This is a genomic window from Mesorhizobium sp. CO1-1-11 (assembly GCF_020164995.1).
GTDB lineage: Bacteria > Pseudomonadota > Alphaproteobacteria > Rhizobiales > Rhizobiaceae > Mesorhizobium > Mesorhizobium australicum.
The window spans coordinates 110092-124698 of the sequence record NZ_JAIUHE010000017.1 but is presented as its reverse complement, the minus strand read 5'-3'; the positions used below and the strand labels follow the sequence as shown (position 1 = coordinate 124698).

Genomic DNA, 14607 nt, shown 5'->3' with positions numbered 1-14607 from the left:
TCTGCTCTTTCAGCTTAATCCTGCCAGCACGGCCTGCGTGATTGCTTCAGTGCTGTCTTTGCCCGCAATCGTGCCTATCCCACGGGCGGTTGCGGACTCGATTGCCGACATCACTTCGGCTGCCGCCTGCCCCTCGCCCAGATGCCCGAGCATCATGGCGCCGGACCAGATCGCGGCGATCGGATTGGCGACGCCGAGATGCGCGATATCGGGTGCCGAACCATGGACCGGCTCGAACATCGAAGGCGCGCTGCGATCGGGGTTGATATTGGCGGAGGCGGCGTAACCCAGCCCGCCCTGAATGGCCGCTCCAATATCCGTGAGGATATCGCCAAAAAGGTTCGAGGCGACGACCACGTCGAGGCTTTCAGGCGCCAGGACCATGCGGGCGGCTATGGCGTCGACGTGGTAGTGCGAGACCTCCACATCGGCATAGTCTTTCGCCACCTCGCGCGTGACCTCATCCCAGAAAACCATGGAATGTTTCTGGGCGTTGGATTTGGTGACGGATGCGAGCTTCTTGCAGCGCCCCCTCGCCTGTTCGAAACCGAAACGAAGGATTCGTTCGACACCCGCACGCGTGAAGATCGCCGTCTCGATCGCGACCTCATTGGCCGTGCCGGAATGAATGCGCCCACCGGCGCCGCAATATTCGCCTTCCGTGTTCTCGCGGATGCACAGGACATCGAAACCCTCACAACGAAGGGGACCCTGAACGCCTGGCAGCAGCCTGTGCGGGCGTATGTTGGCATACTGCGTGAACCCTTTTCGGATCGGCAGGAGCAGTCCGTGAAGCGATACGGAGTCGGCCACCTTCGCTGGCCACCCCACAGCGCCAAGGTAGATCGCATCGAACTTCCGTAGGATCTCGACGCCGTCAGGCGGCATCATCGCACCGGTTTCCAGATAGTAGGCGCACGACCATGGGAACCTTGTATCCTCAAGGGCGAAACCGCCTCGCTTTGCCGCAGCCTGCAGCACCTCCCATCCCGCCTCGGTCACATCCTTGCCGATGCCGTCGCCTGGGATGTGCGCTATCGTGTAAGCCTTCATGAAGATCCTCCTAAGGACCGATGGGCACCGAAGGCCGCAGCCTGCTCAACTCGGCAGCGACATTCGGCATCTCGTACCGGGTTTCATCGGAACAATAGTCGACAGCGCGCCGCATTTTCCGCCGAGGATGAGCCGCCCGGCGGCGTCGCATCGCGTCGGGCGGGACCTGGAAAGTCGATTGTTCTGGAACCGCCGCGCGCGCTATTCGGCCGGACCTTGAGCGTTGAGCTCAGTCGTAAACGCTGACGTAGATCTTGCGCACGGTTTCGATGGTACGCCAGACGCCGACAAAGCCGGGCTTCATCACGAAACTGTCGCCGGTGCGGTAAGTCTTGGTCTCACCGCCCTTCTCCTCGATCTCGACGAGACCCGAAATGATGTGGCAGAATTCGCAGGTCGTGCCCTTGATCGAATGCGTTTCGCCAGGCGTCGCCTCCCAGACGCCGGTCAGGACCTTCTCGCCTTTCGAAGCGTCCTGCGCCCAAGTCTTGAAGGATGGATTGCCGGAGATGAGCCGCTCCGGAGCCGGTAATGCTTGCTTGGGCGCGAAGGCCGGATCTGTGTCGATCGTGATCAGAAGTGACATGTCATGTTTCCCTGGTTAGTAGCCGAGTGTCGGATCGACGAGGCCGATCAGTTCTTCTCCGGCGCGGTGGCGCCGGATATTGTCCACGACGGATTGCGCCGCGGAATCTGCTTGCGTCACGGAAGCAATATGCGGCGTGATCGCCACCTTCGGATGCCGCCAGAGTGGATGGTCGTCCGGCAGCGGCTCGGGATCGGTGACATCGAGCATCGCGGCGGCGAGGTGCCCGCTATCGAGAGCCTGAATCAGGGCGGTTTGGTCTAAGTGCGGTCCGCGGCCGACATGCAGCAGCCTCGCCCCGGCCGGCAGGAGGGAAAAGAGTTCCGCATCGAGAATGCCGCGGGTTTCTTCCGTCAGCGGCAGCAGGCAGACGAGAATGTCCGTGCGCGCGAGGAAACCGGCAAGCTGGTCGGCCCCATGAAAGCAGGTGACCCCTTCGATTTCCTTCCTGCTTCGGCTCCAGGCGGCAATGGGAAAGCGAAACGGCAGCAAGCGCTCGATAGCCGCCTGCGCCAGCATGCCGAGGCCTAGAAAGCCCACGCGGCGCGCGGTCGCTTGCGGAGCGGCAAGACACCGCCATGCTTGGCGCTTCTGCTGTTCACGATACGCCACCATATCCCGGTGGAGGCTCAGCACGCCGAGAACGACATATTCCTGCATCATGCGAATGATGCCATCCTCAACCATGCGCACCAGCTTCACCTGCTGGGGCAGGCTTTCACGCTTGAACTGATCGACGCCGGCGCCGAGCGAAAACAGCACTTCGAGATTGCGATAGCGCGCGATATCGTCCGGCGCCGTCCAGGTCAGGAGGTAGCGCACCTTCTCCGGGTCGACACATTCGCTGCTGTGGAACAATTCGACGTCCGGGAGTTCGCGTGCGAAAACCTTACGGAAGACCGCTGCACGCACCGGGTCGGAATTGAAAAGAAAAGCCATGAAACCGCCCTCTCCCGCTATGCGGCAAGGCGCGTGCCGAGACGTTCGATCATGCTCTGGCAGGCAGCAAGTTCGCCGATCTCGATATATTCGTTGGCACGATGAGCCCGGCTGATATCGCCGGGACCGCAGATGATCGCGTCGATGCCGGCCTGCTGATAGAGGCCAGCCTCCGTGCCGTAACTCACCGCAGACAGGGGCTCGCGCCCCGTCAACTCGACCAGAAGGGCCGTCAATTCACTCCCCTGCGCGAGCGAAAGTCCCGGATAGGCGCTTAACTCATGCCACGCCACCTCAAAGCCGCTGTCGCGTAGAGCCGCTAGCTGGGCCTTTACCGGCTCGAGCAGGGATGATGGGGAAACACCCGGCACGGCACGGACCTCGATATCGGCGGTGCAGCGATCGGGGATGATGTTGACGGCTTGGCCGCCTGCGATGACACCGACCTGCAATGACGAGTATGGAGGCGCGAAATCCGTGTCGAAAGGCCCGTTTTCGAGGGTCTGGCCATAGGTCACGATCTGCGTGACGAGACCTGCCATTGCGTGCACGGCATTCAGTCCCAGCTCGGGCCGTGAAGAATGGCCGGACCGTCCAATCACCTCGAGCCGCGCAGCCGCCTTGCCCTTGTGCCCCCGCACCGCTTCCATTCGGCTCGGCTCACCGATAATCGCGCCAAGCGGCCTCTCGCACAAGCTTGGCAGCGCGGCGATAAGATGCGGCACACCGCGGGCACCTGCCTCCTCGTCATAGGAGAATGCGAGATGAATTGGCCGCTGCAAATTCATCGCCGCAAGCCGCGGCAGCGCGGCCAGGGCGCAGGCGAGAAAGCCCTTCATGTCGGAGGTGCCGCGACCATGAAGCCTGGCACCGTCTTGGAACAGCACAAAGGGATCCGAGCTCCATTCTCGCTCACCGGCCGGCACGACATCCATGTGACCCGACAAGATGTAGCCGCGGGCGCGCCGCGGTCCGATTGTGACAAACAGGTTGGACCGGTCGCCGTCGGGGCCGCAAAGAACGGTCACTTCTGCTCCGGCCGCCTCGCAATATTCACGCACCCAGTCGACGATCGCGCCGTTTGGCGAGCCCACGACCGATGGGAACGCGATCAGCCTCGCAAGAATTTCTTTAACATTCACGGGCACCGCTCCACTGGCGCAACTCGCCTGATGCGTACAGTGTGGCAGTCGGCCAGAGCATTCCGTGCCGAATGAAGCTATGCTTTGGCCGAAGATTTCGAATATTGGCTCGGAACCAGCGAAACCTGCTGGCTGTCGGGTGCAATCATGGGGCAAAAGACGGCTGCGGCACGTCAGCGAGGACGGGGTCGCGAGCATGGGACTTGGATATAAGGAGCAGGTCGACTGAAATGCAGAGATCAGTGCGCCTGAAGTCTTTCGAACTGGTCGCGCGGGACATCGACGAAGTCGACGTCGATCTTCTCCACGCGCTCTCGATCTCAGTTCGCTGGCCGCATCGGCCGAAGGACTGGGACATTCTGCGCCGTGCGGGCCGCGGCATCGTTGCCGTAGACGGCATTGGCCGGGTTTTCGGCAGCGCGATGTGGTTTCCGCAAGGGGACGATTTCGCCACCATCGGCGTGGTGATCACAACGCCCCGCACACAAGCGCAAGGCGGCGGCCGATGGCTCATGGAACAGGTGCTTGAGCAATGTGGCGATCGCAATTTGGCGCTCAACGCCACCCATGCCGCCTATCCCCTCTATGTCTCATTCGGTTTCACGACTGAGGGAATCGTATTCATGCGCCAGGGGGAGGTTCCGCCCGCACTCCCGGCCATGCCGGCCCTGGACGGCGAATTGCAGGCGCTGTCGAGCGACCGGCTGAATGAGATCATCGAGCTGGATACGCGCGCGTTTGGGACGAACCGCGAGAAGCTGCTCGCACTGCTTTCAGCGAATGCCTCAATCCAAACTCTGAGCCGTGGCGGCAAGATCGTCGGCTATTCCATGTGTCGCGAGTTTGGGCGTGGTTATGTGATCGGGCCGATGGTCGCGCACAACGATCTGGACGCGGTCCATCTCACCGCCGTCCATCTGACGAATCTTGCAGGACGCTTCGTCCGATTGGATAGCAGGGAAAAGGATGGCGTGCTTGCCACGTTTCTCGAGCAGTGCGGCCTTGGCGTTGCCGAGACCGTTACGACCATGTCCAAAGGGCGCCGTTTCCTGAACCGAGAAGAGAACGGACCGTGGGTTTATGGATTGGCCGGCCACGCCTTGAGCTGAGGACAGAATCGACACCGCTGAAAAGCGCCGCTGGGAGCCTGTGGGGTGGTGCCGTTCCCAACCCCTGTCGCCTTGGAGTTGGCATTCTCAGGTTTGCCGTTCGCTTTGGGGCTGGGGGATTCTTCGTTCGGACCTCTCCACCATGCATAGCCGGAGGGATGCATCACGGCCTCACTCATCAGACCAGAAAGTAAGTGTCTGCTCGGGTGTGCGGGCCAAGCACAGATGCTATGCTTCGCTTGTTTGTCGCGGTGGACCGCGTCAAGCATCGGACGTGAATCGCCTCTTGCTGCTGGCGCATGTGATCGCTCAGCAGCTTTGGAGACGTTAAGGACAATCGCCCCAGATCGACCGGGAGACTGCCCGCACACTGATTGGCGGCCTGATCGATCATCGTCGCGATGCCAAGATGGTAGGCCGCCTGCCGTTCGCGGAGTATTCGCACTGGTCCGGCGGCAGTTCGCTGAAATCTTTGCCGAGGCTGCGGTTCAGCCGCCTTTTCGCCGGAGATCTCCTACTGAACCCTGGGATATCGCGCGTCCCTGAAATCTATTGGGTGCCACGCGCGGCAACGAAGTGCAAAATGCAGCAAAGCTGGGTGGGGAAAGGCGATAGCGCTCTTCCGACTCGAGCCCCCGATAAGCGCTTTGATCAAGTTTGCACCACTGCGGATCCCGAACGCCAACGTCCTCCACAAGGCGCGCGTTTCGGCTGGAGGCGCAAGGCATTTCGAAAAGCTTCCAGGAACCCGGGCAAACTGGACGCCGCGGCAGATAGGTCAACGGGCATCCCGGCGGATATCCGCGTTGGAGAGGTCAACGACTTCGGCAGAAGAGCGCCCGGGAAGGGTTGTCGGCTACCCTATCGCAGGAACGAAAATGGAAGAGAGCGGAACTTTCGTGTGCATTTTTTGCAGACAGCCTCGGATAACTATTTGATTTTATTTATCTATCTGCCCCATCCATCATTTGACCGCCTATATTTCAGCCAAACGCAATTGCAATGGCTGCCGATCAGTTGCCGTTAGCGAGCGGGCTGAGCACGAGTCACCCTGTCTGGCTGCCTCTAATGCAACCACCAATCCCCTGCCCCAAATCGATACCCCGTTTTGGCTCGCTAAATCCACCCACAGTTCCTTGCTCCATCGTGTGCCAACGTGATCCAGCGTGACTGATCGTGATCCACAATCATCCAAAAGTGCCTATTTCGCTCCCGCAGGATCACGCTCTATCCCGCTGATTCATCTGTATTTTCTGGCTTGTCGTAGGCCCGGTTAGTATGGCAGATTCGGGGTGGTTTTCGGGGGATCAAAACCCCTTCAGACCCCAGTTGCCGGCCCTTCTTTTTTGGTGGGTATAAACCCCACTCCTCATCCGTCGGCAAAGCCCACTCTCAACCCAAGGGAGAACAAGCATGCCGATTATTTCAGACGGAGAAATACGCGCCGCAATCAGGCGGATCGAACAAAGTGCAAAGCAGGAAACGCTTGTTGATGGCGACGGGCACGGCACCGGCCGGCTCATACTCATTCTCAAGCCCATGCCGACTCGCGTGACGGCCGATTGGATGGCGCAACAATGGCGCGACAAGAAGCGCGTCAAAAAGAAGATCGGATCCTACCCGTCGATGTCCCTCGCCACGGCGCGCGAGATTTTCGACCGCGATTTTGCAAGACTTATTCAGAAGGGCCGGAGCATCAAGATCGCGACCGACGCACGGGCCGGGACTGTCCAAGACCTTTTCTCAGGCTATGTCGCCGCCCTCAAGAGCGCGGGCAAGCCCTCCTGGAAAGAGACGGAAAAGGGTCTCAACAAAATAGCCAACACGCTCGGCCGCCACCGGCTTGCCCGCGAAATTGATCCTGAGGAAATTGTGGAGGTGATCCGGCCGATCTATGAGCGCGGCGCCCGCGCCATGGCGGACCACGTCAGAAGCTATGTCCACGCCGCCTATAGCTGGGGCATGAAATCCGAACACGATTATCGGAACTCATCACCGCGCAGGTTCCGGATTCCGTTCAATCCCGCTTCCGCGATTCCGACCGAGCCGAAGGTGCGGGGCACACGCTGGCTCGATGAGGCCGAATTCGCCCGTCTCTATTGGTGGCTCGACTGCCCTGACGTCCCGGTCCACCCCTCCTATCCGCGCGCAATCCAACTCATCATGCTCACCGGGCAACGCGTTGAAGAGATCGCCCGTCTCCATGTGGAACAATGGGATGCGGCCGAAAAGATAATAGACTGGTCGAAGACGAAAAACGACCAGCCGCACGCCGCGCCCGTACCGTCCCTGGCTGCAGAACTCATCGGGTCCATCACTCCGAACGAATATGGCTGGTACTTCCCATCGGCGAACGATCCATTCCGGCCGGTCAGCCACGGCTCGCTCTACAGTTTCGTATGGCGGCAACGGGACCGCGGGGTCATACCTTTCGCGACCAACCGAGACCTACGGCGGACCTTCAAAACCCTCGCAGGCAAAGCCGGCATCTCGAAGGAAATCCGCGACCGCCTGCAGAACCATGCGCTACAGGATGTCAGTTCGAAGAGCTACGATCGCTGGACCTACATGCCTGAGAAGCGCGCAGCGATGAAGAAATGGGACGCATATGTCAGAAAGATGCTGGCACGGAACACATTCACGCTGGCGGCATGAATGCGTATCCTCTCGGAAATGCCCAAGGTTGCAGCACAAATCTTCCCGTATTCGACAGACGCGATCAGCGCCTCCTTCACCCGCGCCTGTAAGCGGCTTGGAATCGACGACCTTCGTTTTCATGACCTGCGGCACGATGGCATTTCGAGATTATTCGAGCTTGGCCTTACCATCCCACGGGTCGCCTCAAATTCAGGACACCGGTCCTGGACCTCGCTCAAGCGTTACACACACCTGCGCCAAACCGGAGACAAGTACGACGATTGGAAGTGGGTCGCCGAGGTGACGAAGAAGGACCCCACTCTGAAACTCGTCAGGCACGGCCAATTCCCACCCCGACGGCGTTCCGACCGGAACTGGACGGCCGCCTAACCTCCGCTAAATGCCTCTCGATGCTTAGCAACGTAGCCGGGATGCGGCCAGAGCTTCGGGTCTTGCGGTAGATGAATGCGATCCAACTGGTGAGCAAAAAGGCTGCGCAGCTCGTCCGGCACCTTGTTGTGGGAAACGAGCAGGCGATAGTCGTCCGTGAGAGAGATTAGGTGTCGGTCGAAAAGCCAGTGCACGGTTCCGGAAAGTGCTAGGCCATTCTGCACGACGTCTGGCCCGCCTGACGCGACAGGCCAAATGTGCGCCGCCTGGACCTCCGCCTTGCCGCCACCATTTACCATGCGCAGCCCGGTCACGGCGCATCGGTTGTCGTAGGCTTCGCAAATCTGGCGGCGGAAATTTGCGTCTCGCACTTTCCGGTTGACGAGTATCTGCTCGATCCGTCTCGCCTGATCCTCGGGCGGCGCTCGTAAAAGATCCAAGGTCTCCGGATCAACATGGCGATAATCAAGCTCCAAACGAACTGCGTTTTCGGGCGCCAAGGTTTCATCGAAACCAGCACGCGCGATTGCGGCGAAGTCTGCCTCAGAAATTGTCCGTATCGATTTGCCCTGTAGATAAGCGCCGACGCGGCTCGGATTCCCGATCTCACGTAAGGCGGCTTCAGCATAGAAGGCGCCGGAAAATGGGACGGGCCGGTCGAAGGGGAGGTAATCTTCAACCAGCGCATAAGAGTAGCCAGGCCGCCCCGGATCGGGATCAATCCGCAATACCCTGGCCACAGCGATGTAGGCGCGGCGACCTCGGTTGCGTTGTGGCTCTCGATAAACGATCCACTCGCCGACAAGTCGCTGCGCTATCGCTCGATACTGCGGCGGGAAGTGATAACGGCGTGTGATCTCGTCATCGTACCCCGAGTTCGCCTTGGTATCGAAAATGCCTTTCAAACCAATGAGCTCCAGAGAGCCCGAGAGGCATGAAGGCCTTTTATGCGTGCGACGTCCCCCACCCGAGGCGTGAATAACACGATCGAGTAAAATCGAACGGTTGAGCGTGGCTGCGGCGACCGGGGCACCCGTGATGCCGTGGCGGAATTCGTCATGCTTCCTGGCTCGCTGGCGTTCCGCCATCGTCCTGGTCTTCGGGAGGGGCGGAGCTCGTCAGTGACAAGGACTGCAGTTCGCCGTTCAGCTCGCTGAGCCGCGCCCTCAAAACCGAGCGGTCAGCGGTCGCAGCAGGCATCGTTGCGCCCGGAGCCCCCGACAACAGGCCTACAATATGGTCCCGTTCGTCCTCGAGTTCTCGTGCCCTTGCTCGTGTCACGCTCGCTTCGGCGGCCTCGCTCTGCTTCCGACGAGCACGTACGTCGTCCTGCAGACTCTTTTCGACCTGATCCACGCCCGCCTTGATCTCCGGGAAGCGTTCCGCCGCGAACCTTAAGAACTGGCCGAACTCGTAAATGTGGAAGTCTTGATCCGAGCCGGCTTGAAACTCCTCTATCAGCTCAGGGCGAGGACCCAACTTCCGACCTTTGTGAATCCACCACCAGTCTTCCTTGGCGTCATCCGAAATGAAAATGATCGGTCGCTTCTCCGCCTTGGCCTTGCCGATCATGTCCTTCCAAATAATTAGATCACCATACTTGTCGAACTCGCCAGCGTCCTTTTTGGCGTCCTTGTATCCGGGCGGAACCTTCTTCGCATAGCGATCATCGCCCTCCTTCTTGAGGGCAGCTAGCTGCTCGACCTTCCACTTGTCCCCAATTCGACCATCCAGAAGCTGCGTAAGGCGCGTGACAGAAGCCGCGATATCCTCGGTCGGGTGGGCCGCTTGCGAGGCCGCCATTCGAGAACGAAAATCCGCCGAGAACATATCCAAGGCGGCCAATTCTTTGGGCACACTTATCGTTGGATGGGCGCGGAGCTGCCTCAGCCGCTCCCGCGCCTTTTCGATCGTCGCTTCCTGGTCTTTGATCAAGGCGTCGTAGGCATCCTGCGCGCCAAGCTCGACATCCAGACGATTGCGATGAAACTCCAGCCCAACTTGGTACGGAATCCATAGAGACTCCTTTAGCGCGTCGAACAGGCGCAGAAGTTCCTCTCGAACGGCGGCGGGATGACGGAGGCAGTGCAGCAGGACATTCGCATCCGGGACAAAAATAGCGTTGTCCCACAAGGCCGAGGCCTCAGCCGCCGACTTTGGATACCAGCCTGGATACTTTTCTCTCATCATCACTCCAACCAGGCTAATTTCTCAATTCCGAGTCTCCGCGCGGCCTCTTTAACGAGGGTCCGGGATCGTTCCGCCTCGGTCTTCCCACTCTCAAGCAGAACAACACCGAACGACGTGAATGAACTTTGTGCGCGACCGCGCTCGAAGACCGCCATTAACACAGACTTCCAATCGCGGCTTCGACCCCACCCGATAACCCTACCGTCGTCAGTCCTGCGCCCGTGTGGTTTGATGTAGACGTGAACGACGCGATCGGCAGGGGTGAGTCCAAGTAGGCGCCAGACCTCGCCCTCGTCTAGAGACAGGCGGGCGCGAACATATGGCTTCACAAGGGAATCCTTGATGTAGACGCGCACTTTTCTGGCATCCATCACGTGGGCCAGCTGCCCACCAATTGATGCGTCTCGCGTCCAGAGCTCGTAGTAGCGCGCCCGCTCAACGTCCTGGAGTGACATCCATCCGAGATCGTCGCACTGCTGCCAGAGCCTGTCCTGTAGAGCATCGCGTAGAGCTGCTGATATTCCGGTCACTGAATTCCGCCCCTGGTATGAGGCGCCGGGAAATCGAAGGCAGGCAATTCTAGTGTTGGATCCCCCTCACGGGTGAACAGGTCTGCCTGGTCCTTCATCCAATCGAGCATGAATGTGCCAGCACCTTCGTCGCGGAACTGGATGACACCTGGTAGACGCAATCGCTCGACGTCCCCTCGCACGGCTTTCTCGAGCTCAACAACCTCCGCTAGGCGCCGCAGGTCGCTGACAAAATCTAGAACGACGACCTTCTTCTTCCTCGGGCTGATGCGCAGTCCCCGACCCAACTGCTGCACGAATATCCGACGGCTGTGCGTGACACGCATGAAGACGATCATGTCGACGTCCGGCACATCAACGCCTTCGTTGAAAAGGTCGCGAGTGGTAACAACGTCGAGCGTCCCCTTTCGAAAGGCGGCCATGGTCCGATCTCGTTCCCGAGGCGCCATGTCACCGGTGATCGGCTCAGCGCGAAAACCGAACAACCTCAGCATGGCCGCGAAACTTTTGGCGTGGGTCACCGAGGAACAGAATATTATCGCCGAACGTCGGACCTCCTTATCGAATGTGTCTCGGATCGCGCGCGCCGCCTCCTCATCACGGGTTGGTAGCAGCAAGAGCTTGTTGAGTTGCTTGATCGAATAGCTGTTGCGTGAGTGCGATCGCACAAACGACCAATCAATGTTGTCCGCGAGCAGCCGGTAATCCGCCTCGCAAAGAAATCCTCGTCTCAGACCCTCCGCGATACCGATCCGAATGACGGGCGGGCCCAACAGGTGGTCAATATCGTAGCCATCGCCCCGCCACGGGGTGGCAGTGACGCCGCCGATCATCGCCTCCGTCATTTTATCCGTGACGCGGCGGAAGGTGTCGGAGCCGACATGGTGCGCCTCATCGATCAGCACGACTCCGAAGTCAGGCAAGTCGTCGAGCCGCGACACCGCGCTTTGAACAGTCGCGAACGTGATGCCATTCCACTCGCTCGGAGACTCGCCGCCGATCAAGCGGTGCGTTGGAATCCATTTTGGAAGCTGGTCCCAAAATGCCCTCTGCAGCTGATCGACCAATTCCCTCGTGCCGGCGAGCACCAAAGCCCGCCCTCCCGTGATCGCCTCATCGCGAAAGAGTTGGGCTAGGCTCTCCGCCAGCACCACCGTCTTCCCAAGTCCGGTCGCGAGGACCACCTGCCCGCGGCCCGTTTCGCGCAAGGCTCCGACAAACCGTTCGACAGCCCCGAGTTGATAGTCGCGAAGATCCCGCCTGCTCGGCGGATATTCCGGACTGCGCCTCGCCATCTCCAGCAACGTCGCCGGCTCCAGAACACCAATTTCGACGCCAAGAGCGGCCCAACGTCGGACCGAGGCCTGCATCGCGGGCCCGGCGCGGCGGCTCGTGGCGACGTAGAGTCGGTCGGCCTGATAATACCGCGCCGCCTCGCCGACTTGGTCCACTGCCGTCGGCGACGGGTAACCGCCGGTGGTGAACTTGCACTGGATTACCCACAGTTCAGAATTCTTGACGCCGAGGATGTCGGCGCCAGCGTCGCCGGAACCACCAATGAGCCGGACGTCCTCAAACCCGTTGCACACCAGCAGCCGAGCAACATCCCTTTCGAAGGCTTGCCATGGTCCCCTTAGCAGTCGCTGGGCGTGGAGGAAGGGCTCCGCGGTCACACCACAACATCCGGTCTGAGGAGCCGGAGCGAACACGTCGCTCGGATCACGGTGTCCCGCGACGCGCGCGCCAGGTCAGCTGGCGTTTGATCGGCAAGCCAAATGGCGTCCCCGAGGTATGCGTCATAGCGGGCGACCGTCGCCGCTTTGGCATCGTTCGTCACGTCGGGAGCGCCGAAGTCGAGGACCGCATAGGCATCCTCCCAGTAGCTTCCATCAAGAAATAGCTCGGCATGCCTCAGGAATAGCCTGCGGACGGTGCTTCCGTCGGCATAGTCCCAGTATCGACCATCGTCAATTAACGCTCGTGGGTCGGCGACACCGCGGCCTGCCATCCGCCGCGCGATGCCCTCTTTCTCGCGATTCGATAGCTCGCCATACATCTCGGCCGATTGTTCTCCCACAAGGCCGGCCACCGACCGGCAGATATCGCTCAGGATACTCCCCGCGAGGGCGATGATCTCTTGCTCGTCCAATCGTGTGTCGCCGCAGTACTCAGCGCGAAAATCCGCGAGGACACTCGCCGCTGTCGCTTCCTGGCTGTGCCCGCGGAGGAACTCGATAGTTCGGTAGGTCAGGTCAACGAGCAAGGCGTCGATCGGCGTCATCGTCGAGGATCGAAACACGTTGTGTGTCGTATCGACGAGATACGAATAGGTACGCGTCGCCACATTATCCAAGCGAACCGCCCACGGCTGGCCCGAGGGCAATTGCGGATCGGCTGGATCGACCGCGAATGCCTCGACGTCGAACTCCGCGCGATATGTAGGATGAACATACTTGCGAGTGAGGTCAAATATCGGTCGCCGCGCGGGTGGAGGGGCGGGCTCGGGCGCTACGGGACCAGCGGCGGCTGGCTGTTCCCCGCCGGGTTGGGATCCGCCACCAACGCCAGCGGCTGGGTCCTCGGGGTTGGCACCACCTAGGAAGCCCTCCGGGATAGCGGCGCCATCGCCGGAACCCGGTGTATCACCGAGAATTTTCGCGTCCTGCTCCTCGACGAGCTGCCACCAGTGCTCATCCGTTAGGTAATCGGGGTCCGCGTTCGCGAACTGCCCGGCCATCTGCAGCGCGCGATCATTGTCCTGGACCACCATGATCTTGGACCACAATCCGTTCTTACCTTGAGGGCTGGTGCGGCGGAACGCCTGGAACAGCTTGTACAGAGGGCTTTGGTTGCCATCGAAGCCTTTTTGGCGCGCGGTGTTGGGCCGCAATGGTCCCTCGCCGCGAACCACGCGCACCATCTCATTCCATGCCGGATCGTCCCGCTCGAAGCGATTCTTGGTGTAACTCACTTGGCAGTGGTCGAGGTGGATTTCTCCAATGAAGCGACCTCGGCTTCGCGGATCATCGATTGGGTACTCGACCTCCTGTGTCTCCCCATCGTTCCATATGAAGAGGTCCTTGCTTCCGATCTCGATTTTTCTACCATTTCTGATGAAGTCGATTCCGAAGTCGGTCTTGTCCAAGTATCTTTGGATGCCGACCCAACCTTTAACTCTTCTCGGGGTCTCGACGATCGCGCAATGCGTGCTTCCGGTGGGGCATTGTTCTTGATCGCTCGCTAACGTGCGCATGCAGTGCTCACAATATCGTCGCGGGGCGAGCGCGACATCGAACTGCTCCACCGCGCTAGCGACGGTGCCATCAGGTAGCTCAACCGATCGGCTCGAATCCCAGACGCAAGGGCGGAGCGGCGTGACCCTCACGCCGCCCAGCATCAGCCGGATTACACCCGCTTCTGAACTCGACAACAACGCGGAGTATGTTTTGGCCAAATGCTTCTTGATGGTCGTGCGGTTGTTCGCTCTTGCCAGATAGGCGCGCTGTTCGGGCTTGAGCCGAGTGACCACGATCTCGGTCCCATGATCCTCATGGTTCGACTTGGCTCGCACTTGACGGGGCACTTTGTAATTTCCGGATGCTCGCAGTTCCTCTAGGTCGATGCGAACACCGACTTGTTCCGGATCCCCCCGCCGGCTGGTCCAGACCTCTGTTACGATACCAAGACGCGCGGTGGCGATATTGAAACCCATACCGAATAGGCCGAGCTTTGACAGTGGATCATTTCCCGACCAACCCGCCCGAAGCGCGTTCTCCAACGTCTCCAGGGACATGCCGGGCCCGTTGTCCTTGACGGACACCCGCGCGTTTTCGGTGTCGGCGGTTGGGATGGCGACCGTGATTTCAGGCCGGGCGATCAGTATCCCGGCTCTGGCAGCATCGATGAAACCATCAATAGAATTGTCAATGAGCTCGGCCAGGCATCGCCATTGCTCAAGATTGATCTCGCCGAGCATCTGCAGCACGCGCGGCGCCGGTGTAAGATCCAGTTCCTGAGTCATTTCCCCGCCC

Annotated in this window: 11 protein-coding genes and 1 pseudogene; 3 read left to right on the top strand and 9 right to left on the bottom strand. The window is 60.1% G+C overall.

What is annotated here, in order from left to right; translation table 11 throughout:
* Positions 1 to 9: 9 nt before the first annotated feature.
* From LB554_RS20715 to argE, 4 genes are all read right to left on the bottom strand, one after another.
* Positions 10 to 1053 (bottom strand): tartrate dehydrogenase, encoded by a 1044-nt coding sequence (locus tag LB554_RS20715; RefSeq protein ID WP_224586630.1) that lies wholly within the window; start codon positions 1051 to 1053, stop codon positions 10 to 12.
* A 229-nt stretch (positions 1054 to 1282) separates the two neighbouring features.
* A complete protein-coding gene (locus LB554_RS20710) occupies positions 1283 to 1639 on the bottom strand; it encodes a cupin domain-containing protein (protein WP_224586628.1) in 357 nt (118 codons plus the stop codon).
* 15 nt (positions 1640 to 1654) lie between these two features.
* Entirely contained in the window at positions 1655 to 2578 is a 924-nt protein-coding gene (locus tag LB554_RS20705) for a 2-hydroxyacid dehydrogenase (RefSeq protein ID WP_224586626.1), read from the bottom strand.
* A gap of 17 nt (positions 2579 to 2595) precedes the next feature.
* Positions 2596 to 3720, bottom strand: coding sequence for an acetylornithine deacetylase (gene argE / locus LB554_RS20700; RefSeq protein WP_224586624.1), 1125 nt, complete (start codon positions 3718 to 3720; stop codon positions 2596 to 2598).
* 230 nt (positions 3721 to 3950) lie between these two features.
* Here argE and LB554_RS20695 point away from each other — a divergent pair, with 230 nt between their 5' ends.
* The 3 genes and pseudogenes from LB554_RS20695 to LB554_RS20685 all read left to right on the top strand — a co-directional run.
* Entirely contained in the window at positions 3951 to 4829 is an 879-nt protein-coding gene (locus LB554_RS20695) for a GNAT family N-acetyltransferase (protein ID WP_224586622.1), read from the top strand.
* A 1413-nt stretch (positions 4830 to 6242) separates the two neighbouring features.
* Positions 6243 to 7484 (top strand): tyrosine-type recombinase/integrase, encoded by a 1242-nt coding sequence (locus tag LB554_RS20690; RefSeq protein ID WP_224586620.1) that lies wholly within the window; start codon positions 6243 to 6245, stop codon positions 7482 to 7484.
* Positions 7485 to 7856 (top strand): annotated as a pseudogene (locus LB554_RS20685) (tyrosine-type recombinase/integrase); the annotation flags it as partial.
* Here LB554_RS20685 and LB554_RS20680 read toward each other — a convergent pair.
* The 5 genes from LB554_RS20680 to LB554_RS20660 are packed head-to-tail and all read right to left on the bottom strand — an operon-like array spanning position 7853 to position 14597.
* Positions 7853 to 8944 (bottom strand): HNH endonuclease, encoded by a 1092-nt coding sequence (locus LB554_RS20680; protein ID WP_224586618.1) that lies wholly within the window; start codon positions 8942 to 8944, stop codon positions 7853 to 7855. The pseudogene LB554_RS20685 and the gene LB554_RS20680 sit on opposite strands and share 4 nt — an antisense overlap.
* Complete coding sequence (locus tag LB554_RS20675) at positions 8913 to 10043, bottom strand: PIN-like domain-containing protein (RefSeq protein WP_224586616.1); 1131 nt, start codon at positions 10041 to 10043, stop codon at positions 8913 to 8915. Before LB554_RS20675 ends, LB554_RS20680 begins: the two co-directional genes overlap by 32 nt.
* A gap of 2 nt (positions 10044 to 10045) precedes the next feature.
* A complete protein-coding gene (locus tag LB554_RS20670; protein ID WP_224586614.1) occupies positions 10046 to 10576 on the bottom strand; it encodes a hypothetical protein in 531 nt (176 codons plus the stop codon).
* Positions 10573 to 12249, bottom strand: coding sequence for a DEAD/DEAH box helicase family protein (locus tag LB554_RS20665; RefSeq protein ID WP_224586612.1), 1677 nt, complete (start codon positions 12247 to 12249; stop codon positions 10573 to 10575). The genes LB554_RS20670 and LB554_RS20665 overlap by 4 nt, the downstream gene beginning before the upstream one ends.
* Positions 12246 to 14597, bottom strand: a complete 2352-nt coding sequence (locus LB554_RS20660; RefSeq protein ID WP_224586610.1) for an ATP-binding protein — start codon at positions 14595 to 14597, stop codon at positions 12246 to 12248. Before LB554_RS20660 ends, LB554_RS20665 begins: the two co-directional genes overlap by 4 nt.
* Between the last annotated feature and the right edge of the window lie 10 nt (positions 14598 to 14607).

Bases quoted from the DNA above. Each gene is read 5' to 3' on its own strand.
- LB554_RS20715 (WP_224586630.1), bottom strand. From the start codon at position 1,053: ATGAAGGCTTACACGATAGCGCACATCCCAGGCGACGGCATCGGCAAG.
- LB554_RS20710 (WP_224586628.1), bottom strand. From the start codon at position 1,639: ATGTCACTTCTGATCACGATCGACACAGATCCGGCCTTCGCGCCCAAG.
- LB554_RS20705 (WP_224586626.1), bottom strand. From the start codon at position 2,578: ATGGCTTTTCTTTTCAATTCCGACCCGGTGCGTGCAGCGGTCTTCCGT.
- LB554_RS20695 (WP_224586622.1), top strand. From the start codon at position 3,951: ATGCAGAGATCAGTGCGCCTGAAGTCTTTCGAACTGGTCGCGCGGGAC.
- LB554_RS20690 (WP_224586620.1), top strand. From the start codon at position 6,243: ATGCCGATTATTTCAGACGGAGAAATACGCGCCGCAATCAGGCGGATC.
- LB554_RS20680 (WP_224586618.1), bottom strand. From the start codon at position 8,944: ATGGCGGAACGCCAGCGAGCCAGGAAGCATGACGAATTCCGCCACGGC.
- LB554_RS20675 (WP_224586616.1), bottom strand. From the start codon at position 10,043: ATGAGAGAAAAGTATCCAGGCTGGTATCCAAAGTCGGCGGCTGAGGCC.
- LB554_RS20660 (WP_224586610.1), bottom strand. From the start codon at position 14,597: ATGACTCAGGAACTGGATCTTACACCGGCGCCGCGCGTGCTGCAGATG.